Genomic DNA, 22,382 nt, shown 5'->3' with positions numbered 1-22,382 from the left:
CCCCCCTCCCACTGCGCTCCACGCGTCCACGCCCGAATACGCCATGGTCGGCTTCCGCCTGGCCAACACCCTCTCCGAACATGGAGCCGTCTCACGCGGTATTTGCTCCTTGGATACAAACGGCATCCTGACCGGCATTGAGGAACACACCGGCATCCACGCCGCCGAAGTCGGTCTGTCATCCGACTCCAAATACGCGCCCGACACCATCGTCTCGATGAATTGCTGGGGCTTCACATCCGCCTTCCTCCCTCAACTCGACGCCCGCTGGCGCGCCTTCCTCGCCGACCACGGCACAAGCGAGAAAACCGAGTTTTATCTACCCTTTGCCGTCAACGACCTCCTCACCACCAACGCTGCCCGCGTGCACGTGCTGCCCACCACCAGCTCCTGGTTTGGCGTCACCTACCGTGAAGACAAACCCCGCGTGCAAGCCGCCATTGCCGCCCTTGTTGCGGCGGGCGAATACCCCTCGCCGCTGACGAAAATCGGATAAACCAACCGTCAGGAGCGATGCCCGCTCAACTACTGACGCCGGACACCCAACGCCGTCGGGATGAGCCGCTCCCGGCCATCCGACGGCCGGTTGAGCACCCTCACCTCATTATTTTTCCACGCCGCCGTGATGGCCGATGAACCGCCGCCATCCAGATTGACCGCATCATGCGCGCCAAGGTGCGCCAGATAATCGCGCAACGCACTCAAATCCATGCCTGCGCTGAACAACGAACGCCCGTCCACCAGCACGAGTAATGCGCGCCGTCCGTCCGCGGCCACTCCCACTGCGCTGCGCGGATGCCGCGTCGTCCAGAACGCCCCGCCTCCCTCCTGCAACCTTCCCGCCGCGATCAAAATCACATTGCCCGACACCGCATCACGCACATCGCGCGTGTGAACGCCCGCGGGCAAATCGGTCAGCCGCCAGTTGATGTCCAAAATCGCCCCCGCCTGCACACCTTGGCCTTGGTTTTGGCCTTGAAAAAAATCCACGGCCCGCGGACCCGCGACCAACACCATTTCATCGTCCGCCAGCGCGCGCGACGTCCGATCCGGCTCCGTGCGCACCGCCACCACCTCCACCGGCACGCTCATGCTGCCATCGCCCAGAGGCACAGGCGCGGCGACCCTGCGCCGCACCACGATTTCGAGCGCACCGCGCCCGCGCAAAAACGGAGCCGCCGGGTCCGGCGTGCGTTGCCACGGCGGACAAAACAAAACCACCTCCCGTTCCTGAAGCAGCGTGCGATTGACACCCGCCAGCGGCATCTCGCGCATCGCATGTGTATCGCCATTTTTGTTACGCACACTCACCCGCCCGTTCCAGCCCGGCGTTCCGATCAACGCGCGCCCGTCGGCCAGCGAAAGCACCGCTGGATGGTCGCGCAACATAGGTTCGCGCAGCAACCACCCGCCGCGCACCACCAGGCCAGACGGAGTTTGCGTGGACTTGATATCGAAAAACGAAGCATTGATGACCGCGAGCGCGCCCGAGTCCCGCTGCATCTGGCTGGGGATGGAACGAAGAAAATACTGCCCGGAGTCGGCGCGCGCCTGACTCGCTCCAACCAGCGTTTCGAGGCGCAGCCCGGCGTCAGCTTGCAAATCCACATCGAGCACCTGCGTCTCCACCAGCAACCCGCCGCGCACCCCCGCTGCAGCAATCCACACAAGCCCCGGAGCGAGCGGGGTGCGCTTGATTTGCTCGTTCTCGAAAAAACCCTGCGGCTCCGCCCACCGGACAGTTTCGGACGCAACACCAGCGCGAACGAAAACACACACGAGCGCCCCCATCCAAAAGAGGCGTCGCAAGGAAAACGAAAAAAGCAGAGCCGGCTTCATGAAGCCAGCATCCCTGCGATAAACTCCAGAATCTCCCGCCGCCCGCTCTTCGTTTTGGACGATGACGTGAGGATCGGCGGCGGCTCCGTGCGCCACTCTGCCAGCGCCTCCGTGAACAGGCTGATTTTGGCCCGCGTCTGCGTGGGCGACTGCTTGTCGGTCTTGGTGAAAATGAGCGCAAACGGACGCCCGGTGCCCTCCAGCCACTGGATGAAATCGAGGTCGATCTGTTGCGGTGGCAGCCGGGAGTCGATCAGCACGAACACGCAGGCGAGATTGTCACGTTTTTCCAAATACCGGGCCACTGCTTGGTTGAAGTCCGACCGCTTATGTTGCGCGACCTTGGCGAAGCCGTATCCCGGCAGATCGACGAGAGACCATGCGTTGTTGATCTTGAAAAAATTGATCATTCGCGTCTTGCCCGGCGTGGCCGACACCTTGGCCAGATCCTTTTGTTCCGTGAGCAAATTGAGCAGCGAAGATTTGCCGACGTTGGACCGCCCGATGAAGGCAAATTCCCTGCACCCCCATACTGGGCTCGTTGCGAGGTTAGGGGCGCTTTTTTCAAAAACAGCGGTCTTGATTTTCATGATGGAAATGACGGCCAGCCCAATGCCGCCGCGAAAAGCCCGAAGCATCCCCCTCCCCCACCCGATGGCAAGCCAACGTCTGGAGGGCGGGTCTCCTGACCCGCCGACGAGGCTCGCGTCAGCGAGCCTCGCCCATCCGGAATGGCGCGGCTGCGCCGCGTCTGGCGGGTCAGGAGACCCGCCCTCCGCCAATAGCACTGCTCGCTGGCATAACTTTGAATTGTACCCCAATGATGACGCCTCCTACTTGGAGGGTTGAACCCGCCGCTAACGTTCCCCACGCTTGGCGGCTTTTCATTTCATAACCAACAACACCATCCCTCGCTCACGACATGTCCAAACCCACTTGCCCGGCCTGCACCCTTGACGACGTTCTCGAACATTCCGACCACTACGAATGCGCCACTTGCGGCAACGAATGGCCCAAGGAAGCACCCGCCGAAACCGCCCGCGTCGTCAAAGACGCACACGGCACACCGCTCGCCGATGGCGACAGCGTTGTCCTCATCAAAGACCTCAAACTGCGCGGCTCCTCCCAAGTCCTCAAACAAGGCACCAAGGCCAAGAGCATCCGTCTCGTTGATGGTGATCACGAGATCGACTGCAAAATCGACGGCAGTCCCATGGCACTCAAAGCCTGCTTCGTCAAAAAAGCCTGAACCAGCCTGGGCCACGCCAGAGACACCCCCCCGGCGGCTGAAATCAAGGCTGCCCCGGTTGCACCCATTCGATGTCCACAATGCGCAATTCCTTTGTCGCGTGATCGACCCAGAAAGTGAGAAGGTTTTTCGACGTTTTCGGTGGATAGACGAGAGGTGGCGCGGCAGCGCCCGTAGCGCAGGCATCTTGCCTGCAATCCAATCTACTGCGCGAAGCGCCGCTTGCCTTGACGTAGTTCGGAGCTTTAGCCCGAACCGTTACCTCTGCGTATTCGTGAGTCGCACGGTTCGGATTGGCAATAACGTAAACGCGCAAAATATTTGGAATGGGTGGCGAGAAATAGTGGAATGGGTAAAAATCATGTAACGTTCCTCCCCCCCCTGCACATCTCATGCAGCGCAAATGCAAAGCCCCCGCATGGGTCATGCGAGGGCTGGAAATGAATCGGGCTGTCGCCCCGATCAGACTGAAGATGATAGGATGCGATAGAAACGAATCCAGTCGGCTTCCGTAGTAAGAGGATTCGCTGACAACTGTCTCCATTGCACCCAAGCTGGCGTACCATGCGCGTAACTGGGCAGTTCCGTCACTTCGGCGGCACGAAAGATGCGCAGCCAGCTTTCAAGCGAGGTCAGCGGATCAACAAGCACGGGAGGCGTCAGGATGACAAGACCGGTGCTGGTCAGCACTGTCTCACGTTGGAGTACGCCAGTGAGCGTGACCCGCAAATGCTCGAATTGCAGAGGCGTCAGGTGCGGCGGCAACGGGAGGTTTTGGAGCACAGGTGCGATTGCAGGCTTGAGCGCAGGCAATAACACAGGCGGCAAAACCAACGGCGGTGGTGGCACCCATGACTTTTCTGGTGTGGCAATTTCATCCTCTTCAACGGCGATGGCAACTTGGGGCGTGTCAGCTCCCAAAATGTCATCGAACTCGTCAGCAAGTGCGTGTGATACACCCGATAGCGTGACAAGCAGGCAAAGAAAATAGAGTAGCTTGGTGTATGAGTTCATGTGTGCGGCCTTAAAGGTTATTGAGACGCGGGGGGGGGGGGGGGGAGGGCCTTCGCGTCTCTGTGCAAGGGGGGGGAATTACTTGCCTTGTGCAATGATTTCGGCGGCGCGCGCGGCAAGCAGACGCAACTCTTCGACACGTTTTTCGGTGATCTTGTTTTTCAATTTTGAGTCCAGCGAAGCGATGCCGTTTTGCTCGTTTTGAAGGAGCGTCAGCGCGGCAGGACGGTCCGTTTTCCATGTGGCGCGGTAGAGGGCGTTGAACCATGAGTTGTAGTGGTTGGTGACGAGCCCCAAGCCGAGAGAGCGGCGGTAGTAGGCCGGAACCAGAGTGCCAAGGGCGTCGAGGGCGCTTGCTCGGCGTACAACAGCGGCGGCAAGGGCAGGCATTGGACTGCCTGGCAGTGTATCAATTTCCGAAGCGTCGGCGTAAAAGCTGTAATAGAAATACGCATGTGTTCGGTTGCCGATGTTCGAGAGTTTGGCAGCGAGCGCCTTGTCCGCGTCGTTTTGCGCAAAGATGGTGGCAACTGTGCCGGTCTCGACATCCCGGTTTTTTTCGGTGAGCACGGATTTGATGACCCATGCAGCCATGCCGGGATTGTTGTCGGCGATTTCGTCAATGTCAGGGATGAGCGCGGCGATGGCAGGGTTGTTCGCGGCACTCCATTCACGAGTTCTGGCCTTTTTTTCGGCGGAAAGAGCGGTGACGGCAGCAGGGTCTTTTGCCACTTTTGCCGTGGAAATTTTGGTTTCGTAGCTGTGGACAAGCGTGTCCATGTCTTTGTAAAGCGCGACAGCCGTCGCGGTGGGCGAACTGGCGGCAAACGCGAGGCTCGCGCCGAAGGAGGCGAGAACCGAGAGGAGGAGGATGGGTTTTCTCATGGTGGTGGTGTGTGTTTGGTTTTTGGATACCGTCCGACGTGGGACGGAAGTGCTTAGGGGGTGGGGGCAACGGGGAGCCAGGTGGGGATGATGGGATACCAGATGTCTTCGTAGGTGGTGGCTGTGATGCGTTGATACGACCAGATGAGGTTGGGATTGGTCTGTTTGATTGTCGCATCCAGGGGGACGACAACGATGACGGCAGGCACGATGCCTGCGCGGGTTTGCCAGATGGACTTGTTCGCGGGTTGTTTGCGCCAGCGGCGTTTGTCAGAGTTCCCCGTGTCGGTAAAAAACACCGTAGGCACGGCACCGATTTGTGAGGTGATCGAGGTGCGGGCGGGGTCAGGACTGTGATAGTAGAAGATGAGGTCGGTGAAGGGGGTGTGCTCGCCGAAATTCGAGAGTGTGGCTTTGAGTTCAAAATCGTAAAATCCGGGGCCAAGGGGGATCGTGAACACGGCAACGGTCGAGCGGGCGTCGATGGCTGTGCGGGTGCTGGCTGGGGTCATGGCAACGTTGCTCGCAGTCCCGGCAATGGCTTGCGGATCGGTCGCGGCAGCAACGGTGATCGTGCGGTTGGCAGTGAGGTCGCCGCCTCCGGTGGCAAGGCCGGCTGCGGTGATCGTGCGGGCTGGTTGCACGGCGGTTGCGGCAAGTGTGCCTTGGGCGGATGTTGCGTAGGCGGTGCTGGCTGTCGTCGCTGCGGTGCCGAGTCCGAGTGTGTTGCGCACGGTGGCGGCGTCCGTGTCGTCCAGGAGCGTGTAGGCAAAGGGGCTGATGGTTTTGCCACTGAGGGCGGTCAGCGTGGAGTCGAGGGGCTGGCGGTTGTTCCAGACGTGTTGCAGGTCGGACTGAAAGCCTTCCAGTTGACCGGCAAGATTGTCGATGCGTTCGGCGTCGTAGCCGATGGCGGTGGCAATGGCGGCGGCGTTAGCTGGCCAGAAGCTGGCGGGGGCGCGCAGGGTGCCGTCCGGGTTGGCGGCAACGGTCACGAATGCTGGTGGCGGGAGTGTCTGCGCGTTGAGGGCGAGGGGGGCAAGGGGTGTGGTAATTAGAAATAGGATACGGTAAATCATGGTGGTGCGGTGGCGGCTTGGCTTGCGATAAGGTTGGTCAGGCGGTGGCTGAGGCGGGGAGGATACCGAGGGTTTCGGCACCGGCTTCGCCGTCGATGACGAGGGTGAAGAGGCGGGCTGGGTCCACGCGGTGGCGGATTTGCAGGAGGGTGCCAGAGTTGGCGGTGTCGATGACGCGGTAGTTGGCTCCGTTGCGCAGGGCGAAGTAGTTGAGGCCGGGGACGGTGGCGGCGGTGTCAGCAGCGTCGAATGAGAGTGTTTCCGCGCCTGTGTTTCCCTCCACCCAGGGCGCATAAAAGGTTCCGGTGAGGCGTCCTTTGAGTTGGAGAAGGAGGCCGGTGGGGGTGGGTTTGAAGCGAAAATTGCCGACCGATTCGGGGGCGATGGGGATGAGGTTGTCGGGCGATGGGTAGGGGGGGAGGGCGGGGATGGGGGCAACTTCGCCAGCGTAGGCTTGGCGGACGATTTGCGTGGGGAATTGCCATGTGAGGCGGTCGGGGTCGGGGCTTCCGGGGACGGGGGTTTGGAGTTCCACATCACACCAGACTTGGATGCTTTGGTCTGAGCCAAAGGCGGGGGGCATGGTCTCGGTGTTGAGGTTGAGCCGGGCCTCGTAATACACGTCGATGATTGGTGTGGCGGGGGCGTTTCCTGGGGGTTCACCTTCAGGTGTGCGGAGGGGGGGGGGGAGGGGGGAGCGTGAACGATGATGCGTTGGAAGTTCGATGCGGAAAAGAGCAGGTTGCCTGAACCGCGCACACGTTTTGCGCCGAGGATGACGGTGGCTTCGTCGCCAAGGTCAATTGCGGTTCCGCCAGCAAGGGAATCCGGGGCTTGTTCAACGAAGCGGATGCGGATGAAAAACTTGTCGGCTTCGATCCAGAGTGGTGTGTCGGCTGGCGTCGGATCGTTGACGGAGCGGCGCAGGACGTTCCCGGAGGGGCGGGCGGTGTCGAGAAAGATTTCGGAAACGCGGTTGAGCGGCATGGGCTGGGTTGTCGGGAAGGACAGCCAGCCTAGCGTTTTGCCGCTTCATCCGCTAATCGGTATGGCACGGTTGAGGGGGTTTGGTCACTTTGCCTCGCCTGAAAAAGGGGCTGAGGCATGGATGCCCACGTTTCAGAGTCTTTTCGATATACGAAGAGACGTTCGCAGAATCAGGTGTTACGCTTGTTCAAGACGTGGAAATCCCTGCTTTCTGGCGAAGTAATGAGGCGATTTTGGCCATCGCGACGTTCTCGATTTTTTGGCGGATGAAGGGTGCCAGTTGCGCGGAATCGCCTTGGCCGATGTAAGGGAGCATCGGACGCGCAGGGATGCCGTTGTTCGTGCCAAACTGGTGGAAAACGGCGTAGAATTGCCCTTTCTTGGTTGTGGCCGTGCTGCTGATGATCGCGTGCTGGCTCGTCACAAGCGTATGCCATGAATGCCAGAGGTGCGTGGTGCGTTTCATCAATGCCGTGCTGATTTTGATGGTGTCAGGGCGTTCGTTGTGCCGACGTTTTTGCGCGATCGTTTTGGACGAAAGCGGTGCCCAGGGTGTTGCCCGTTGCGAGGGGTCATTGAACGAACGTCGGGCGGCGTTTTCCACGAGGAAGGCCATTGCTTCGAGGACCGGCTTTTTGTCGCGCAACGCGGCGGCGGCTTTGCGCAAGGCCGGCGAGAGGGAGTCGTGGATGATCGTCATGCTCATCGGGGGGGGGGGGGGGGGGGCAATTCGATTTAAGGCGACATAATTCGGCTTAAATCAGTGGGAAACGGGGGAGAAATCAGGCACCGTAAAGGGCGACCGCGCCGCCTCCTGTCGGCAATTTCTGGACTAGTTTTTCCACGGCGGAAAAGGTCTTCTCTGTGGCTGAGGCTGTCCGGCGTTGGTAATCGACGGCTGGCCCGCCCGCGCCACCGACAAAGAGGCCGATCTTTGAGAGTCTGTCTGACAGCACAGGCGCGATGCTCTGTTCCGTCGTCGTTGCGCCCCCCTTGTTGCCCGCCCCGGTATTTTTGTCCGCTGGTGCATTGCCGCCCGCCTCGCGCGCGGCAATGGCAGCTTCTTTCGCGGCTTGGACCAAGGCTGCAAGCTCTGTGCTCAAGCCTTCCGTGTCGAAGACCTTGCCCATGCTGAAACCCTCTTTGTATTTCGCGAATGCAGCCGAGAATGCGGCACCGAATTTTTCGGGGGTGAAGCCGGTCATCTCTGCGGCTTGATTGCCCGCGCCATCGACAAAACCGGAGACCGCCGCACCGATGCCGTTCTTTTTTGTGTCAGCAAAAATATCGGAAAAACTTCGCGCCTCGGCTCCGTTCAGGCCCAGGTATTTTCCGAGGCCGGGGATTTTTCCGATGGCGGCTGTCATCTCTTCGGTGGCCTTGATGATGCCGGCTTCGAGGAAGGAGATCGCGCTCGCGAATGCTTTCACAAGCGCCTCGCCGATGGACGTGATGCCGACGAGGACGCCTGCCCAAAAGTCGCCGCTGAAGAGCAGTTCTTTTGCCGCCATGAAACGTCCGATGAAGTCACCGACAAATGCGTTTACCGCACTCTTGAAACCCAAGGTCAGGGAGGTGCCGATGATCTGCATGAGCGTCCCGTTTTGGAATGCGCCGACAATGGTGTCTATTGCCGAGGAGATCGCCGCGCCAAATTTTTCTCCGATGGGAGCGAGGTCGATCCCGTTGAGCTTGTCGATGGCTCCCGTGATCGACGGCAAAAGGGAGGCCGTCATGCCGACGAAGAAGCCACGCACTTTTGTTGTTGTCGCGCCGAGCGCATCGCTAACGCGGTCAAATTCCGCCGCGTTTTTTTCCAGAATATCGGCCTGCGAACCGACTACGGTTCGGGCCGCGTCCATCGCTCCGCCGTTTTTGATGAGGGCGAGCATTGCCGCTCCACTGCGACCGAAGATTTCCATCGCGGCGTTTGTCTGTTCGGCGGGGTTTTTGATGGCCCGGATTTTGGCGGCTATGGCCTCAAATTGTTCCGTCGCACCCATGTCTTTGAGCGCTGCAATGGAGAGGCCGAGTTGGGCAAAGATCTTTTTTGTCGGTTGTCCCGACTCGCTGATTCCCGCGATGGCGCGTTGCATGAGGTTGATCGCCGGAGCTGCCGCATCCGCTCCCGCCCCGGCATCTTGAAATGCCTGGCGCATGACAACGAGGTCTTTGATTGCGATGCCTGTTTGCGCTTTGAGGTCGGTCAACATGCCGCCGAAATCCAGCGCCTGCTTCATGCCGGCAAGTGCGCCACCGATGCTTGCGGAGACGCCGGCGAGTGCCGCCATGCTGGCGGCAAATCCGCCGAGCATTTTGGCCGCACCCGCCAGCGGTGCGGTGAAGCCTGCTGTATCCAGATCGAGGAGGGCGTTGAGTTTCATGGGGGAGGGATTACGAATGGACGCCGGACTCAGGACGTGGGGACAGGTGTGGATACCGGGTGTTAGGCGGGGTTGGGGATGCCTGTGTAGGCGGTGGCGTTGACGGAGTATTTGCGAACGTCGGTGTTGCTCCAGGATTCGGTGCAATCGTCCACGATGAACTTGGCGCTGCCGGCTCCAGTGCCGAGGGTGAGAACGTCGCCGGGACCGATGTCGGGGGCGGTGGCCTGAACGATCATCTCAAAGGAGGTTTTCCTGTTTTGGTTGTAGTAGATCGTGGTGACAACGACGCCGTCGTTGTTGCGGATTTCGAGTTTGTCGGTGGCCTTCTGGATGGTGCCGGAATTGATGATGGCGTTGCCGTAAAAATTGCGGGTGCCGAAGAGGACGGTGTTGTCGCCGCGAATGGTTGGATTGTAGTCGGGCATGGTGGGAGCGGTTGCGAGTAGTGAGCTGGCGGAGAATGGATCAGCCGGATGTGGGACGGTATTCGACGAGGCTGGGTGTGGTTTTTATTGAGAAGCGGAGGCGGTAGCCGCCGAGCGGGGTGCCGTCCGGGAGCGCGATGGATTCGCAACCCAGGTAGAGCGGGGATTGCTGGCTGATGTTGCGCGGGAAAAGGAAGCCGCGCACGCGGACGCGAAGCATCGCGACCAGGGCGAGCAATGATGGCGCGCCGTCCGCGCGGGGGCGGAAGATTTGTTCCTGTGGTTTGGCGGAGAGTCCTTTTTGCGCAGTGAGGCCAATGGAAAAGTTGTTGGTGCAAAAGCAGCCCGCGCGCGGATCGTCCATGAGGTTGGTGTCGCCATCCCAATGGAGGATGCAACGCCAGCCGGTCGGTTTTTCGGCAAGCAACTCAAGGAAGTTCCAAGGGTCGTCGGCGATGGAAAGGAGGCCGGCCTGGTCTTTGACGAAGGCGTTCAGGTCGTCGTGGAGGAGTTGCAGAATGTGCGCGGGTTCGAGTCCGTTTTGCATGATGTTTTTTTCAGAGGTTCACCACAGAGAGACACGGAGGCGGAATCAGACGGCGAGTTTTCCGGCGAGGCTGGTGGTTTTGGCTTGTTCGCCGACGATGGAGACGGAGGGTTTTTCGCGTTTGGTGTCGGGGGTGAGGGGGAGTTTTCCCTGTGCAACGGATTCGAGACGTGCGCGGATTTGCTTGGCTTGGGAGGTCCAGGGGTTGCGCTCTTCACCGGAGAAACCACGGCGGTTGTAGAGCATTTCGGCGGCAAAGATTTGCGCGGCGTGCGTGATGATTGCGGGGATTGGGTTGCGGAAGGGGACGGCGTAGCGGATGCCGACAATGCCGTCGATTTCGCGTTGCACGGCACCGAGAACGTCGGTCCATGCGGTGGAGTCGGCGATGCCGTCGTTGTTGTCGTCGAGAGCCTGCACGAGGAATTGAGCGGGGATGAGGCCGTTCATTTCGGCGAGCGTCACATAATGCGTGACGATGGGAGTGGTGGCGGAAGTGCTGGCGGAAGTGGTGGCGGGCATGGAAAATTAAGTGGTTTTAGGGAAACGGAGTTTTAGAAAAAATGGAGGGAAGCGGGGGGGGGGGGGGGAGGAGGGAATTAGGAAGTAGGAATTAGAAATTAGGAAAACGGACTTTAAAAAAAATTAGGAAGTAGGAATTAGGAATTAGGAAACCGGACTTCGGCTGTGCTGTGGTTTGAGTGGCTTGGATTTTCTAATTTCTAACTTCTACTTCCTAATTTCGGTTAGCTTGCGCCGGTGGAGCCGTAGGCGAGTTCAGGCACGAGGGCCGCGACGTTGTAGCGGCCATAGGCTTGGTAGAGGAATTCGTGTTTGAGGAGGACGTGGGAATCGGTGAGGTCATCCACGGAGTTGAACTCGGTTTCTTTTTCCACCTGGAAGACGAAGGGTTTCACAACGGCACCGAGGTCAAAGAGGAACCAGTAGTTGGGGTTGGCGCTGAGGCGGCTCCAGACTTCGAGTTTGGCGGTGCCTTTGTTGACGTTGGTGACGGCAGAGCCACCGACAACGGCATCGCCGTTTTTCGCGGTTTGCTGGATGAAGTCGGCTTCGAGAATCTGGCGGGCGAGGGCTTCGTTTTGCGGGGAGACAACGAGGGTAAGGTCGGGGTCGTCGTTGACGGGTTCGCCTTCGGCATCGACACGGCTTTTCATGTTGGTGCGGGCGGCGACGAAGGATTCAATGGAGAGCTTGGCAGTGGTTTTGTTGGTGAACTTTGCCTTTCCTTTTTGCGGGGCGTGATCGGTGTCGAAAAAGTTTTTGCCTGTGTAACATTTTGTGTCGAAGGCGTTGACCATCGCAGCGGCCAGGAGCTTGTCGGGGTGGCGACCGGCGTTCTGTCCCATCGCGGAGAAGAAGTTGGTGTAGAGGTTGAGTTTGTCGCGTTCGATGTCTTTGCGTGCCACGGCGGCGGTGACGTCGAACTCGTCGTTTTTGACGGCCCAGCCGTGATCGACGAGGTTGCGGATGTTTACCTCGCCGACGAGTTTTCTCATGCTGGGCAGGGCACCGAGCCAGCCGTAGGTTTCCTCTGCGCCGGTGGAGGGGGCGCGGAGAGCGAATTTGTTGATGCGGGGTTCGCCGACTTTGGCGAGGCCGCCGTCGTAGAGTTTGCGGAATCCGCGTTGGATGCCGGCGAGTGCTGTGGTGGTGATGATCATGGTGTGAAATCAGGTGTTGGAGCTTAGGTCAAAAATGGGACGCTGAAGGTTGGACGCCGGATGTTGAGTTATTCGGCGGAAGGGATGATGGCGGGTTGGGCGGTATCGACCCAGACACTACCGTCTTCGGCGATGTCGTGGATGCGTCCGGCAGGGATGGAGTGGGTGGATTGGGTGGCGACGGTTTCGTCGTCGATGACGTAGGCCGGGCCGTTGATGTGGGCGATGGTGGCGGCATTCGCGGCGGAATTGGCGAGGAGGAAACAGCCGCGTTTGACTTCGACTTGGGCGGCACCGTTTGCGCCGTCTGTGTTGTCGATGCTGATGATGGCGAGGCCGACGACTTTGAGACCGGCGGTGTCAGAGGCAGGCACGGCGAAACCGGCTGCGTTGATGGCGGTGAGTCCGCCTTTCCAGATTTTGGCGGCGGCGGCGACGGGCAGGGCAAGGATGTCGGCGAGGCGCGTGTCGGTGTTGCGTGGTTCGGTGAGTGGCATTTTTGGAAAGGCTGAAAACTGAAAAGCTGAAAAGCTGAAATCAGAGTGCAGCAGGTGTTGAGTGGTTGGATACGGGTTGGTTTTATTTCAGCTTTTCAGCTTTTTCAGGAGTTACTGTTTGGCCCAGTCTTCTTTGCTGATGCCGAGTTGGCGGCGGACATCCTCGCCAACCAGATCAGCGGCGGTGGGGACAGAGATGGAGTGGGCTTTGATGCCTTCGGGCGTGCGTTGTTGGAGGGGAACGACGTTGGCGGGGAGTTCGCTGACCAGGGTGCGGAATTGGTCCAGCGTGAGTTTTTGCGCGCTTTGCGGGATGAGTTTTCCATCGCGGATCGCGGCGGCAGTGATGTTGGCTCGTTCGGTGTTTTCGAGTTGTTTGGTGAGGGTTTCGATTGCGATGGAGTGCGCTTGGAGGGTCTGCGCGGTGGAGTCGGTCTTGGCAGCGGCGGCGGCGGCATCAGCCTTGGCTTTTTCGGCAGCGGAGGCGTCTGCTTTGGCTTTTTCGTCGGCGTTGGCGGAGGTGGCGGTTTTGGCGTCCGTGATTTGTTTTTGGAGCGAGGCGTGTGCGCCTTGGATTTGTTCGGCGGTCGCGGTTTCATCCAGTCCGGCGAGTTGGAGGAAAAGTTTGGCAATGTCTTCGGGTTTCATCGTGTTGGTGTTGGCGTTGGCGGATTGATTTGAGTTCGCCGACCCATTCGGATCGGAAAGTTTTTCGTCGCCGATCCCGACTGAATGCAGGGAGAGGCGGAGGCCTTCGGTGGCTCCCTGGCGGCAGAGGGCGATGGAGTGGATGAGGACCACTTTGCCGTCTTTGTTTGTGACAACGACGGGGGAGAGGTCGGGGTAATGTTTGCCCAATACGGCTTCGCGTCCTTCCGGCGTCCAGTTGATGGCGTGGAAATAGATGCCTTCGCCTTCGATGATTTCGAGGGTGCCGGTGGCGGCGATTTTGCGGGGTTCTTGTCCGGCTTTGTATTCGGGGGTGCCGGGGACGGTGTTGTGTTCGAAGTCGAGGCTTACGGTGTCGAAGCCTGCGCGGGTCTGGTTTTGGGGGAGGAGTTTGAGGGTTGTGGCATCAATGGTGTAGTCTTCGACGACGGATTTGTTGCGGCCCCATTTGCCAATGAGGATGCGCGCGGGTAGCCCGCCCTCTTTTTCGAGGGGGAGGGTGGAGTAATGGCAGCGCACGGAGCGGATGAACATGCTGCGATTTTTGCATAAAAAAACCGTGCCCGCATCTTGGCGTGGCACGGATTAGGGGGTTTGGCCGATTTTGTGGAGGGGACAAAATCAGTCTTTTTGCCAGCGTTCGAGATCGTGATGGAACGCTGAATACGCGGCGAGTTTGTCGCGCTGGCCGGGGGTGCAGGCGATTTCGCTTTTGAAATTGGAGTAGTCAATGGACGCCGACAGAGCGGCGAAAATCGCGGCGATTTCCCCGGCACCAACAACAAGACGCCAGCGGTAGTCGGCGGGCTCGCTGCGATGGATTTGCCACGCTGACGCGCCGGGAATGCTGGCGGTGCAATGGCGGCGCAGATTTACAAGGTCACGTTCGCAACGGGCACGGACATGGAACTCGTTGGGGAGTTTTTGAACAATGGAGTAAAAGCCGATTTTGGTGCAGAGCCACATGGTGTTTCTTTTGGTTGTCAGGGTTAGCTTTTCAACTGGTCGAAAGCTGTTTTGTGGAGATCGACTTCGGATTTCCAAAAGTATCTCCAATGTTCGTTATCAATGGACGCTTGCCAGATAGTTGCCGGGCCAGCGAGTTCGTCTTCCGGGTAAATGGTGAAGAGCAAATTATCTTTTCCATCAAAAAAGTCGAAGGCGGTTTCGCCGTCCGGCGCGAGGCGTGAGGCGGGCAGAAGATGAACGTGCCCCTGATGCTGCGCCCCCATCTCGGCAAATGCCAGACCGCGCCCCGGACACCATTCGACAGCACCGATGTTGATCGTGCCGTTTTTCCCGTCATGAAAATAGAGTCGTGCGCCTTCGCGCACCGTGCGGGTCAGTGTTTGCAGCCATTCTTGTTTCGGTTCGTTCATATTACTCATTTTTTCACGCGGACAACATCTGCGATTTTCCGCCCATCGGGAAGCTCTTCGTAACCATGCTTGGCGAACGTCGCCAAAACTTGTGTGCGCTGGGCTCCCGTCAGAGTGATGATGGATTCCATGTCATCAAGAAGGTGAAAGCCGTTCTTAAAGTTGGTTTCGTTGCTCGTGACCTTCGAAAACGCCTTCCATTCTGATGCATTGATGCCCCTGTCTAGGGGAGGGTTGATGTCGTGGCTATTTTCACCAACAGGCCGGACATCGCCAAACACATCACTGCGAAAACTGTAAGCGTCGAGGCGGGCGAGGTTGCCGATTTTGAAGGTGATGCCCGGTGTTTTTTCCGACTCGGCGGTTTTTTTGATGCGGGTAAAAAAGTAACTTGCCCCGCCTGTTGCCAGATCGGAGTCGGGGCTCATGCCGTCTGTGATCGGGACACCAAGGCGCAACCTCTCGACGGTGGGAGTGACCTCGCCGCCACCGTTCAAGAAACTATCCAGCACATTCACCATGTCTGACGAGAACTTGTGATGCAGTGTGTAACCCTTCATTTCCTTCTCAATTTCGGTGCGCGGCATATCCCAACGCTCCCAGCGTTTCCAGCCGTTGCCGAAGGCGTTTTCCGCGCCATCCGGCGAGTAGGCGCGACCGTCGCCAACATCTATGCCGAGCTTGTTTTTCACCCAGCCGCGCAAGCGTGTGGCACGGTCGGTTTCGCCGGTCTTTTCGTCGGCAACGATGGTCTGCCATTCCTTGCGGTCTGCCTCGCCCATTGTCTTGTGAAGAACAGAGAGGTTGCGGGCAAGGTAGGTGAGTTCGCGACGGGCGGGCGTTGCGGGTGCAACATCAACGCCGAGGGCTTTTGCGGCTTCGGCAGCGGCTTTGATTGCGTCGAGTCCGGTGCGTCCTGGCACGGCGATTTCGACGGTTCCTCGCAAAGCGTAGGGAGTGTCTTTGTCATCAGGGAGCACAGCGTGAATTTGTGCGCCGGTGCCTGCGTGTGTGCCGCCGATGGCGTTTTTGACCTCGTAGATTTTCTGCCCGGCATCTTCCGCAAATCCCCGGTTGCGGGTTTTGAGGGAATATGTCCACGGCGACGCGCTGAGGGTGAGGTCGCCATTTTCCGCCGACTTTGGAGGCGGGGGGAGATAGGCACCAAGCATCTTGGGGGCGCGTTTCTCCGCCATCGCCGACTCCAGTTCTTTTATGATTTCAGCGTAATGCGCACGTTCCGCTGCCGTAGCTTTTGTCAGTTGCGCTTTGAGCACGGCCAGCGGCGCGGCGGTTTTGGCATCGTTGTAAGCTCCATCTTTCGCGTGGAAACCGACGTGTTTGATGACGGGCAAAATTTTTTCCCAATACGGATCAGGTGGCGGCTTGGCGCTGAGCAGTTCCTTGTGCGCCTCGCGCACGGCCTCGCCGCCCACCGACGTGAGCTTGAAGCGGGCGATGGTGCAATCCTGTCCGTTGCGCTTTTCCTGATACCAGAGCACTTGCAAATCTTCGACTTTGTCGGCGTCGCCGAGGTGTGCTTTTCCGAGGATTCGGGCTTCATTTACCTTCGCGGCGAACTCTGGTGTGAACTCACCGCGCAGACTGGCGAGGCGGGTGTCCAGATCATCAAAACGTTCTTTCAACGCCTCGCGCAATTCAGGCGGTGTGACGGCAAGCACGGTGGCGCGTTTGCTCACGACCTCGGCAAGCTGGTCGCGCAACTCCGGCTCCGACAATCCGCCAAACACACGCGCGGCAGCGGCGTTGATTGCAGGATCGCGCAAGGTTTCGATCTCGCTGACTTTCCCACCAAACGAGGGTTTCATCGCGCCCTGTGCGCGGAAGCGGAGCGAACCGCCGTTGTCGATGCGCCAGACTTTGCCAGTGGAGTCCACGAGCATGTTGTCCAAGCTCAACCCGGCCACGTCGTAGTTGCCCAAAAGTGCATCGCCGACAAAATGTTTTCGAGCCTCGGCAAGGAGCGCGGCCTGTTGCGCCGGCGTGGCTTTGGCGAGCGCGGCTTGCAAGGTCTCACCCTGAACAAACTCCGCCAGCTTCACGGGTTTTCCGTCCGGGCCGGTGTAGAGTTTGCACGCGGGGACGTTCGCGCCGAGGGAGCGGTAGAGTTCATCGGCGGTGACTTCCTCCTGAACGTGCGCGGGGGAGTTGCCGCGCTTCATCACGAACTCGCGCCCGTCCGGTGCGCGGACAAGAACCGCGCCGGTCGAGCCGCCGAGTTTGCGAACCTCCACCAGTTTTCCAAGATCGGGCCATCCATCCGCCGGCGTCGCTGTCGGCAATTTGCGTTGGAGCCAGTCCATGACCGAGCCGCGTCCCTTGCCGAGCTTTGTGTTGCCTGCCCATGCTTCGAAGGTTTTCCAGACTTCCGGCGTGGTTGCGTAACGGGCTTTCAACGCATCCAGATCAAGGTGGAGGTCGCCGGGGTTGTGATAGAAACCGCTCCCGCCGAATTTCTCACGAGGGCTGCGCACGTCGAGTTGGCGGGGAACGCCGCCCTCCGCCACACTATATAGTACACCGTTGTTTTCCGCCGATGCCAGATTTGCACCCGAAACGACGCGGCGGGCTTCGGGGGGGCGTTTGGCCTTGGTGTCCTCGGCTTCGATTTCGTCAACGTCTTCTTTGGTGAGGCCGACAACCGAGCAACGGCAGTTGAGTTCCCAAGGTGGGTAATGTGTGTTCCAAAACGAGGAGTCGGCGGGGAAGATTTTGCCGTCCAGCGCGGCGTGTGTTTCGCGCACGCGCTCGTCTTCCGCGCTCTGATATTGCCAAAACGGGAACACGTCATGTTGGCGGTCCATGACTTGGTATTGCGCCGCCGCTTGCGCGGAGAATCCATGAACACGGAGCAGGGTCTCCGCGCGTTTTTCCGCACCGTCTCCCAGCCAGGGGCAGAGTTCCGCCGCCAGTGTCTTTCGCGTGCTCTCCCAGTCCGCGCCTGCCGGGAGTTTGGCGATTATGTCGCGCGCACGCTTCATCACGTTGAGATTTTCGATGCCCGTGATGGTGAAGGCCAGTCCGCGCAATTCGGGCACCAAGCCGTCGAAGACGGTTTTCGCCACAAGCGACTTGTCCTTCAGGAAGCGGACGGCGGCTTCGTTGGGCGCAGGTGTAAAAAGGTATTTGGCCATGTGAGGAATAGGAGGGAGGGAATTAGGAAGTAGGAAAACGGACTTCGGCTGTGCTGTGGTTTGAGTGGCCTGGAATTTCTAACTCCTAATTTCTAATTCTTAATTTCTTCCAGCGGGGGGGGGGGGGAGGGCTACTCGCTACTCACGACTTCCTCGGTTTCGTCCGCGAGGGGTGCTGTGCCGATGACGGCGGAGTAACGTTGGCGGTTGGTGAGGACTTGGCCGGGTTCGGTGCGCGCCCAAAAGCCCGGCGAGGCGGTGGCCTCTTCGTGTTTGAGGTAGTCCATGTAGTTGAAGTTGTAGTGTCCGGGTGTGATCTGGCGGAATTCGATGAAGCCGGCGGCGCAGAGGCGGCGCATGTTTTGGATGCTTACGCTGATGCCGAGTTTGGTGAGGGTTTTGTGGCGGATGGGAAACCAGACGGGACACACATGGGCCACCCAGCGCCATGTGCCGTCGCCAGCGGAGACGATCTCGCGCACGGCAATCGGGGGCACGGCGTCGGGCGGGAGCGGGACATACTTGCGCCCCGGCACAACTTCGATGGTGACGCCATCGTTGGCACCAATCACCGGCACGCGTGTGTGTCCTCTGGGTTTCTGTTCAGTTTCCATTTTCCAGTGTCCTGATTCTGTCGTTTGTGTGTTTTCGATTCCGTTGAAAATAAGGGGCAGGGTTTTGGGAGGCGGTTCTGTTGTCGTGTCGTTCAGAACATTGCGGCTGTGTCATTGCACGGCCTTTGCACGGCGATTTTAGCGAGGGGGTTTTGTTGACGATCCTCCCCCCCCCCCCCTCCCCCGGTTTCTGGCAGGCAGAGCGTTTGCCGTGGACGGGTTGGATGTTGAGGGGGAGCATGGCGGCGAGGCGGGTGAGATGATCCCAGTCGCCGAAGACGGCGTTGCGTGCAGCGTTGACATTGCGTTCACCCCGGCGGGCAACGCGGCGGGCAGATTCGTAGGAGGGGAAAAGTCTGATTTTTCCACGCTGTTTTTCGCGTCCGCCGATGATGGCGGCAGGTGCCAGTTGACCGTCTTTGGTAAGGATGAGGTAGCCGATGATCTCGGGTTTTGAGCTGCGGTTTTTATTAGTGCGCATGAGTGTGCATCAGTGGTTCAAAACGGGTTTCCATCGGTGGGCGTGGAGAGTGTGGCGATGGCGTTGCGGACGTAGCGGGGGGCAGTGCGCTTGGGTTTTGCGACGGCTTTGCGCCGGTTACGCACAGTAAAAAAGAGCGACCAGAGTTGTTTTTCAGAGGCGTCGCCGAGGTCGCAACGGTACTGACGCCGGCAGATGGAGGCGGCGTAGGCTTCGTTGAGATCGCGTTCGGCGAGGGCTTCCTGGAGTTTGAAGAAGACGCGAATGCGCCCCTCCTCGGCATGTCGGAGGAGGAGATTGAGGGCACCGCCACCATCGCCGAGCATGTCGGAGAAATGCGCGAGCAAGGGCAGGTAGTGGAGTTCGGATACACACTCGCGCAGCGATTGCACGCCGCCCGTGGCACGTCCCGTCTGCCACTTGCGCCAGTGTTCAAAGCAGGCGGTTTTGCTGAGATGCGAGTTGATTAGCTCGAACTCTTCGCGATCGGGCCGTGCGTCATAAGCGCGTCGGGCGAGCTGCGCGACGCGGGCTTTTTGTTCGTTGGTGAAAAGGGTCATGGTGGGTTGGATTTGGGACGCAGGACGTGGGACGCCGTGGGTGGTTCAGGTTTCGGCCTCTTCGACGGCACCTTCCTTGAGAAGCTTTTTGACAAGCTTATCGACGGCGCTGTCGGAGTGTTTGATGAAGACTTGTTCCCCGGCCTGCTCGCTGGTGATGCCGAGTTTGGCGAGGTCTTTGGCGTCGAGATTCCCCAGCGCGGACGCAGAGGGTTTTTTCTTGATGATGAGGTAAGTCTCCGCATCCAGCCCGAACATCTTTTCGATGCGGGCAACGGCGTTCGCGTCGTCTTCCCAAACGAGTTTTCCTTTCCCTTTTTGGAATCCGATTTTGATGCCGTGAAGGGTGATCGTTTTCGGGTTCACGAAGAGGTCGGGGTGTTGCTGGATGACAGCCGCAAGCGCGGCCTGCGTATCCGCAGCGACGGAGAGCGCGGTTTTGATGCCGGGCAATTTGCGACGTTGGGCGTCGCGGATTTCGTCTTCGAGGGCGTTGACGCGTTCGTTAAGAACGCGGCGGGCCTCGGCGTAGGCTTTTGTGTGAACGTCGAGCAATTCGAGCGGCGTCACGGTTGATGCGATGGTGGACATGGTGGGTGGTTTTGTTTTGGACAGAATTAACAGGATTTTCAGAATTGGGTTTCTCCGCGCCTCCGCGTCTCCGCGTGAGTTATTCCTTCCTCTCCATCGGGATTTCGTTGTCTGTGCGGAGCATGAGGACGGGGGCTTTCGACTTCACCCAGACCTGCTGCTCTTTGAAGTGCTTGGCAGGGATGTTCTCGATGGCGTCGCCCATTCTTTCGGCGGGCAACATGCGACCTTTTTTGGTGGTGTTGAACTCGTAGGCGGCCTTGTGAATGCGTTCCTGCGTAGTAAGCACGCTCTCGTTTTCGGGGATTTGAAGAACCCAGCCGGTGAAATCCTCGTTGTCGGGGATGAGACCGTTGGGGTCTGAGATGAGGATGCACCACTGTTTTTTGACCGGCGGCGGCGTTTCATCGTCCACTTCGGGCTGAACGAGGGAGTTCATTTCCTCGATGATCGCTCGCATGACGGGCGGTTCGAGTTCGTTGCGTTTGAGAATTTCGGCGACTTTGTTGACTTCGATTTTTGGCATGGCGGGTGTGTTTATGTATTTGTTTTTTCACCACAGAGACACGGAGGCACAGAGTTCGGAGGAGTTAGCTTCTGTTGATTGGCCTTTGTGTCTTTGTGCCTCTGTGGTGAACTTTTGCTTACGGGAGAATGAAGAGGACGATGATGATGATGGCGGTGAGGAACCCGGCGCCGAAGGCGTTGGCGAAGGCCAGGGCGAGCGTGCGGCGTTGCAAGGTGATCGTCGGGGGATCGTCGGGGAGGGTGAGCGGGCGCGGCGTGTTCATGAGCAGAGGCTTTCCAGCGTGTGCATCGCTTCGGCCAGGGATTCGGCATCGACGGCCAGTTCCACGGAATCGACGCAGCATGTGCCCAGGGCAACAGAGATGGCTGTATTATCAGTGGCAATACACGTTTCGGGATTGCGGATGATTTGATCTATCATCGTGAGTTGGTCGCTGATTGCCCCTAAGCGAGCGATCTGGTGGCAAAGGCGTGCGCGCATTTCAGGGATGGCTCCGGGTGGGATGCGGAGTTTGGTGTTCGATTTCCGTTTGGCGTTCATGCGGACTCCTCAGTGTCGGCGAGGGTTTCGAGTTGGGCAAAGGAGTGCCATGCGTGCAGGACGATGCCCCAACTCATGGCACGGCGTTTTTCGCGAGCGGTGTCGCTGGCTTCTTGCAGGATCATGTTCCATCGGCCCAAGCCGTCTTCAGCGATGATCTGGGTTTGCAGGTTCAGCGGGTTGGCAGTGATGGTGCGGGTGCGTTCTTCACCGTCTGCGTCAAGAGCAGTTACGCGGATGCCGATTTCCTGATCGGGAGCGGGGGGGAGTCCGTAGGCGGCGGAGAAGGCGACGAGGTCGCTTTTTCCGGGGCGGTCGGGCAACTCGGTGGGGCGCATGGAGCGGAGCCAGAGTTGGCGGAGGTTGCGAGCGTGGGTGCCTTGGAGGAGGTGATGGCGAAAGACTTTTGTGGCAATGAGGACGACGCCGCATTTGCAGCGGTCGTGGATTTCGCGGATGAAATTGAGGGTGCGCACGCCGCCGTTCTGATTGCTGGTGAGGCATTCGTGGGCTTCGTCAACGATGAGCAGGGTGCGTTCGTCAAAGCAGGCGAAGATGCGGCGGCGGACATCGGCTCCGCGCAGACAGGTGGGGAGGCCGAGGGTGTCGGCGAGTTCGACTTGAAAGGCGGAGAGTGCGCCGCCGGTGGGCATCCGCACGATTTTCGTTTCGCCGTGGTTGTGGGTGCGGGCGTATTCGAGGGCAGCGGTGGTTTTGCCGACTTGCGACTCGGCGAGTATCATGGCGACTTTTTGGCGGAGGAAGGCTTTGCGTAGTGTCGAAAAGATGGCGCGGGAGACGGCGGTCTCAATGAAGCCGACGCGGACTTGTTCGCCGCGTGCTTCTTCGACGCGGCGGAGGCGTTGGATGGCGGCTACCATGTTGTCGAGTTGTTCGGAGGTGCGTCCGCCAGTGAGGGCATGATAGACGGAGTCTTTGGAGTAGGTTTCTCCGTCTGGTTTTTTCAACATGCCGGCGAGTTCGGCGTGTGTGATGTTGCGGGCGCGGCAGTAGCCGGCGGCCCAGCGGAGGGCTTCGCGCTGGTCGTCGGGGAGGGTGGAGGTGGCGGCGGCGATTTTGTCGCCAGCAATGGTGAAGCGGGCGGCGGCGTTGCCACGCGGCGTATCCGTGTGATTGATACCTCCGGCATGGCGGCGGTTTTCTTTCCCGTCGAGTGTGGGCGGGGGGGGCGTGTCAATCGTGGTGGTGTTTGTGTTTGTGGTCATGGCGGGTTCAGTGATTGGCCGTTGGATGTTGGATGTTCGCGCGAAGT

The 22,382-nt window shown here is 59.3% G+C and carries 27 protein-coding genes and 1 pseudogene; 3 read left to right on the top strand and 25 right to left on the bottom strand.

What is annotated here, in order from left to right:
• Positions 1-496, top strand: a pseudogene (locus tag OBACDRAFT_RS13440) (nucleotidyltransferase); the annotation flags it as partial.
• 29 nt (positions 497-525) lie between these two features.
• On the opposite strand, the gene OBACDRAFT_RS13435 reads toward OBACDRAFT_RS13440, so the two are convergent.
• Both OBACDRAFT_RS13435 and yihA read right to left on the bottom strand, forming a co-directional pair.
• On the bottom strand, positions 526-1,809 hold the full coding sequence (locus tag OBACDRAFT_RS13435) for a phosphodiester glycosidase family protein (protein WP_157837071.1): 1,284 nt from the start codon (positions 1,807-1,809) through the stop codon (positions 526-528).
• A gap of 26 nt (positions 1,810-1,835) precedes the next feature.
• Entirely contained in the window at positions 1,836-2,429 is a 594-nt protein-coding gene (yihA, locus tag OBACDRAFT_RS13430; protein WP_043586392.1) for a ribosome biogenesis GTP-binding protein YihA/YsxC, read from the bottom strand.
• 332 nt (positions 2,430-2,761) lie between these two features.
• On the opposite strand from yihA, the gene OBACDRAFT_RS13425 reads away from it, so the two are divergent.
• The gene (locus tag OBACDRAFT_RS13425) at positions 2,762-3,088 is read left to right on the top strand and encodes a zinc ribbon domain-containing protein YjdM (protein ID WP_043586366.1); all 327 of its coding nucleotides are present in this window, start codon (positions 2,762-2,764) and stop codon (positions 3,086-3,088) included.
• Positions 3,089-3,550: 462 nt separating this feature from the next.
• Here OBACDRAFT_RS13425 and OBACDRAFT_RS26640 read toward each other — a convergent pair whose 3' ends face one another.
• The 4 genes from OBACDRAFT_RS26640 to OBACDRAFT_RS13405 form a co-directional block, all read right to left on the bottom strand.
• The gene (locus tag OBACDRAFT_RS26640) at positions 3,551-4,102 is read right to left on the bottom strand and encodes a hypothetical protein (RefSeq protein ID WP_081722037.1); all 552 of its coding nucleotides are present in this window, start codon (positions 4,100-4,102) and stop codon (positions 3,551-3,553) included.
• Positions 4,103-4,180: 78 nt separating this feature from the next.
• Complete coding sequence (locus tag OBACDRAFT_RS13415) at positions 4,181-4,987, bottom strand: hypothetical protein (protein WP_043586361.1); 807 nt, start codon at positions 4,985-4,987, stop codon at positions 4,181-4,183.
• 53 nt (positions 4,988-5,040) lie between these two features.
• On the bottom strand, positions 5,041-6,066 hold the full coding sequence (locus OBACDRAFT_RS28920; protein WP_052361955.1) for a hypothetical protein: 1,026 nt from the start codon (positions 6,064-6,066) through the stop codon (positions 5,041-5,043).
• 37 nt (positions 6,067-6,103) lie between these two features.
• The gene (locus OBACDRAFT_RS13405; protein ID WP_043586359.1) at positions 6,104-6,688 is read right to left on the bottom strand and encodes a hypothetical protein; all 585 of its coding nucleotides are present in this window, start codon (positions 6,686-6,688) and stop codon (positions 6,104-6,106) included.
• Between the two features lie 212 nt (positions 6,689-6,900).
• Between OBACDRAFT_RS13405 and OBACDRAFT_RS28260 the strand changes: the two genes are divergently transcribed.
• Entirely contained in the window at positions 6,901-7,086 is a 186-nt protein-coding gene (locus OBACDRAFT_RS28260; RefSeq protein ID WP_157837070.1) for a hypothetical protein, read from the top strand.
• 154 nt (positions 7,087-7,240) lie between these two features.
• Here OBACDRAFT_RS28260 and OBACDRAFT_RS13400 read toward each other — a convergent pair whose 3' ends face one another.
• The 19 genes from OBACDRAFT_RS13400 to OBACDRAFT_RS30745 all read right to left on the bottom strand — a co-directional run bounded on the left by OBACDRAFT_RS13400 (position 7,241) and on the right by OBACDRAFT_RS30745 (position 22,335).
• Positions 7,241-7,759 (bottom strand): phage virion morphogenesis family protein, encoded by a 519-nt coding sequence (locus tag OBACDRAFT_RS13400; RefSeq protein ID WP_043586357.1) that lies wholly within the window; start codon positions 7,757-7,759, stop codon positions 7,241-7,243.
• A gap of 76 nt (positions 7,760-7,835) precedes the next feature.
• Positions 7,836-9,437, bottom strand: coding sequence for a hypothetical protein (locus OBACDRAFT_RS13395; RefSeq protein ID WP_043586356.1), 1,602 nt, complete (start codon positions 9,435-9,437; stop codon positions 7,836-7,838).
• A gap of 62 nt (positions 9,438-9,499) precedes the next feature.
• The gene (locus OBACDRAFT_RS13390; protein WP_043586354.1) at positions 9,500-9,865 is read right to left on the bottom strand and encodes a hypothetical protein; all 366 of its coding nucleotides are present in this window, start codon (positions 9,863-9,865) and stop codon (positions 9,500-9,502) included.
• A 40-nt stretch (positions 9,866-9,905) separates the two neighbouring features.
• Positions 9,906-10,412 carry a hypothetical protein gene (locus tag OBACDRAFT_RS13385; RefSeq protein ID WP_043586353.1) on the bottom strand — a complete coding sequence of 169 codons (507 nt, stop codon included), beginning with the start codon at positions 10,410-10,412 and terminating at the stop codon, positions 9,906-9,908.
• Positions 10,413-10,457: 45 nt separating this feature from the next.
• Positions 10,458-10,934: a phage protein Gp36 family protein gene (locus OBACDRAFT_RS13380; protein ID WP_043586351.1), complete on the bottom strand. Its 477-nt coding sequence runs from the start codon at positions 10,932-10,934 to the stop codon at positions 10,458-10,460.
• A gap of 224 nt (positions 10,935-11,158) precedes the next feature.
• The gene (locus tag OBACDRAFT_RS13375) at positions 11,159-12,094 is read right to left on the bottom strand and encodes a Mu-like prophage major head subunit gpT family protein (RefSeq protein WP_052361954.1); all 936 of its coding nucleotides are present in this window, start codon (positions 12,092-12,094) and stop codon (positions 11,159-11,161) included.
• Positions 12,095-12,162: 68 nt separating this feature from the next.
• Positions 12,163-12,591 (bottom strand): hypothetical protein, encoded by a 429-nt coding sequence (locus OBACDRAFT_RS13370; RefSeq protein WP_052361952.1) that lies wholly within the window; start codon positions 12,589-12,591, stop codon positions 12,163-12,165.
• A gap of 111 nt (positions 12,592-12,702) precedes the next feature.
• A complete protein-coding gene (locus OBACDRAFT_RS13365; protein ID WP_043586349.1) occupies positions 12,703-13,794 on the bottom strand; it encodes a phage protease in 1,092 nt (363 codons plus the stop codon).
• A gap of 87 nt (positions 13,795-13,881) precedes the next feature.
• Positions 13,882-14,226, bottom strand: coding sequence for a hypothetical protein (locus OBACDRAFT_RS13360; protein ID WP_043586347.1), 345 nt, complete (start codon positions 14,224-14,226; stop codon positions 13,882-13,884).
• Between the two features lie 23 nt (positions 14,227-14,249).
• A complete protein-coding gene (locus tag OBACDRAFT_RS13355; protein WP_198529902.1) occupies positions 14,250-14,594 on the bottom strand; it encodes a hypothetical protein in 345 nt (114 codons plus the stop codon).
• Positions 14,595-14,644: 50 nt separating this feature from the next.
• A complete protein-coding gene (locus OBACDRAFT_RS25420; protein ID WP_052361950.1) occupies positions 14,645-17,794 on the bottom strand; it encodes a phage head morphogenesis protein in 3,150 nt (1,049 codons plus the stop codon).
• A 131-nt stretch (positions 17,795-17,925) separates the two neighbouring features.
• Positions 17,926-18,408 carry a hypothetical protein gene (locus OBACDRAFT_RS13345; RefSeq protein WP_043586343.1) on the bottom strand — a complete coding sequence of 161 codons (483 nt, stop codon included), beginning with the start codon at positions 18,406-18,408 and terminating at the stop codon, positions 17,926-17,928.
• On the bottom strand, positions 18,398-18,889 hold the full coding sequence (locus tag OBACDRAFT_RS13340; RefSeq protein WP_043586341.1) for a hypothetical protein: 492 nt from the start codon (positions 18,887-18,889) through the stop codon (positions 18,398-18,400). The genes OBACDRAFT_RS13345 and OBACDRAFT_RS13340 overlap by 11 nt, the downstream gene beginning before the upstream one ends.
• Positions 18,890-18,906: 17 nt before the next feature.
• Entirely contained in the window at positions 18,907-19,449 is a 543-nt protein-coding gene (locus OBACDRAFT_RS13335; RefSeq protein WP_043586340.1) for a hypothetical protein, read from the bottom strand.
• A 45-nt stretch (positions 19,450-19,494) separates the two neighbouring features.
• Complete coding sequence (locus OBACDRAFT_RS13330; RefSeq protein WP_043586338.1) at positions 19,495-20,040, bottom strand: host-nuclease inhibitor Gam family protein; 546 nt, start codon at positions 20,038-20,040, stop codon at positions 19,495-19,497.
• Between the two features lie 79 nt (positions 20,041-20,119).
• Positions 20,120-20,566, bottom strand: a complete 447-nt coding sequence (locus OBACDRAFT_RS13325) for a hypothetical protein (protein ID WP_043586336.1) — start codon at positions 20,564-20,566, stop codon at positions 20,120-20,122.
• A 118-nt stretch (positions 20,567-20,684) separates the two neighbouring features.
• Entirely contained in the window at positions 20,685-20,831 is a 147-nt protein-coding gene (locus OBACDRAFT_RS28255) for a hypothetical protein (RefSeq protein ID WP_157837069.1), read from the bottom strand.
• Entirely contained in the window at positions 20,828-21,109 is a 282-nt protein-coding gene (locus tag OBACDRAFT_RS13320; RefSeq protein WP_043586334.1) for a hypothetical protein, read from the bottom strand. Before OBACDRAFT_RS13320 ends, OBACDRAFT_RS28255 begins: the two co-directional genes overlap by 4 nt.
• Positions 21,106-22,335 (bottom strand): AAA family ATPase, encoded by a 1,230-nt coding sequence (locus tag OBACDRAFT_RS30745; protein ID WP_043586332.1) that lies wholly within the window; start codon positions 22,333-22,335, stop codon positions 21,106-21,108. The genes OBACDRAFT_RS13320 and OBACDRAFT_RS30745 overlap by 4 nt, the downstream gene beginning before the upstream one ends.
• Between the last annotated feature and the right edge of the window lie 47 nt (positions 22,336-22,382).

Origin of the sequence: Geminisphaera colitermitum TAV2 (genome assembly GCF_000171235.2) — a bacterium.
Classification (GTDB): Bacteria; Verrucomicrobiota; Verrucomicrobiia; order Opitutales; family Opitutaceae; genus Geminisphaera; species Geminisphaera colitermitum.
This window is presented reverse-complemented; position numbering and strand designations above follow the sequence as displayed.

What these genes read in the sequence shown, in the direction of transcription:
- yihA (WP_043586392.1), bottom strand. Translation starts at nt 2,429, where the DNA reads ATGAAAATCAAGACCGCTGTTTTTGAAAAAAGCGCCCCTAACCTCGCA.
- OBACDRAFT_RS13425 (WP_043586366.1), top strand. Translation starts at nt 2,762, where the DNA reads ATGTCCAAACCCACTTGCCCGGCCTGCACCCTTGACGACGTTCTCGAA.
- OBACDRAFT_RS26640 (WP_081722037.1), bottom strand. Translation starts at nt 4,102, where the DNA reads ATGAACTCATACACCAAGCTACTCTATTTTCTTTGCCTGCTTGTCACG.
- OBACDRAFT_RS13415 (WP_043586361.1), bottom strand. Translation starts at nt 4,987, where the DNA reads ATGAGAAAACCCATCCTCCTCCTCTCGGTTCTCGCCTCCTTCGGCGCG.
- OBACDRAFT_RS28920 (WP_052361955.1), bottom strand. Translation starts at nt 6,066, where the DNA reads ATGATTTACCGTATCCTATTTCTAATTACCACACCCCTTGCCCCCCTC.
- OBACDRAFT_RS13400 (WP_043586357.1), bottom strand. Translation starts at nt 7,759, where the DNA reads ATGAGCATGACGATCATCCACGACTCCCTCTCGCCGGCCTTGCGCAAA.
- OBACDRAFT_RS13395 (WP_043586356.1), bottom strand. Translation starts at nt 9,437, where the DNA reads ATGAAACTCAACGCCCTCCTCGATCTGGATACAGCAGGCTTCACCGCA.
- OBACDRAFT_RS13390 (WP_043586354.1), bottom strand. Translation starts at nt 9,865, where the DNA reads ATGCCCGACTACAATCCAACCATTCGCGGCGACAACACCGTCCTCTTC.
- OBACDRAFT_RS13385 (WP_043586353.1), bottom strand. Translation starts at nt 10,412, where the DNA reads ATGCAAAACGGACTCGAACCCGCGCACATTCTGCAACTCCTCCACGAC.
- OBACDRAFT_RS13380 (WP_043586351.1), bottom strand. Translation starts at nt 10,934, where the DNA reads ATGCCCGCCACCACTTCCGCCAGCACTTCCGCCACCACTCCCATCGTC.
- OBACDRAFT_RS13375 (WP_052361954.1), bottom strand. Translation starts at nt 12,094, where the DNA reads ATGATCATCACCACCACAGCACTCGCCGGCATCCAACGCGGATTCCGC.
- OBACDRAFT_RS13370 (WP_052361952.1), bottom strand. Translation starts at nt 12,591, where the DNA reads ATGCCACTCACCGAACCACGCAACACCGACACGCGCCTCGCCGACATC.
- OBACDRAFT_RS13365 (WP_043586349.1), bottom strand. Translation starts at nt 13,794, where the DNA reads ATGTTCATCCGCTCCGTGCGCTGCCATTACTCCACCCTCCCCCTCGAA.
- OBACDRAFT_RS13360 (WP_043586347.1), bottom strand. Translation starts at nt 14,226, where the DNA reads ATGTGGCTCTGCACCAAAATCGGCTTTTACTCCATTGTTCAAAAACTC.
- OBACDRAFT_RS25420 (WP_052361950.1), bottom strand. Translation starts at nt 17,794, where the DNA reads ATGGCCAAATACCTTTTTACACCTGCGCCCAACGAAGCCGCCGTCCGC.
- OBACDRAFT_RS13345 (WP_043586343.1), bottom strand. Translation starts at nt 18,408, where the DNA reads ATGGAAACTGAACAGAAACCCAGAGGACACACACGCGTGCCGGTGATT.
- OBACDRAFT_RS13340 (WP_043586341.1), bottom strand. Translation starts at nt 18,889, where the DNA reads ATGCGCACTAATAAAAACCGCAGCTCAAAACCCGAGATCATCGGCTAC.
- OBACDRAFT_RS13335 (WP_043586340.1), bottom strand. Translation starts at nt 19,449, where the DNA reads ATGACCCTTTTCACCAACGAACAAAAAGCCCGCGTCGCGCAGCTCGCC.
- OBACDRAFT_RS13330 (WP_043586338.1), bottom strand. Translation starts at nt 20,040, where the DNA reads ATGTCCACCATCGCATCAACCGTGACGCCGCTCGAATTGCTCGACGTT.
- OBACDRAFT_RS13325 (WP_043586336.1), bottom strand. Translation starts at nt 20,566, where the DNA reads ATGCCAAAAATCGAAGTCAACAAAGTCGCCGAAATTCTCAAACGCAAC.
- OBACDRAFT_RS28255 (WP_157837069.1), bottom strand. Translation starts at nt 20,831, where the DNA reads ATGAACACGCCGCGCCCGCTCACCCTCCCCGACGATCCCCCGACGATC.
- OBACDRAFT_RS13320 (WP_043586334.1), bottom strand. Translation starts at nt 21,109, where the DNA reads ATGAACGCCAAACGGAAATCGAACACCAAACTCCGCATCCCACCCGGA.
- OBACDRAFT_RS30745 (WP_043586332.1), bottom strand. Translation starts at nt 22,335, where the DNA reads ATGACCACAAACACAAACACCACCACGATTGACACGCCCCCCCCGCCC.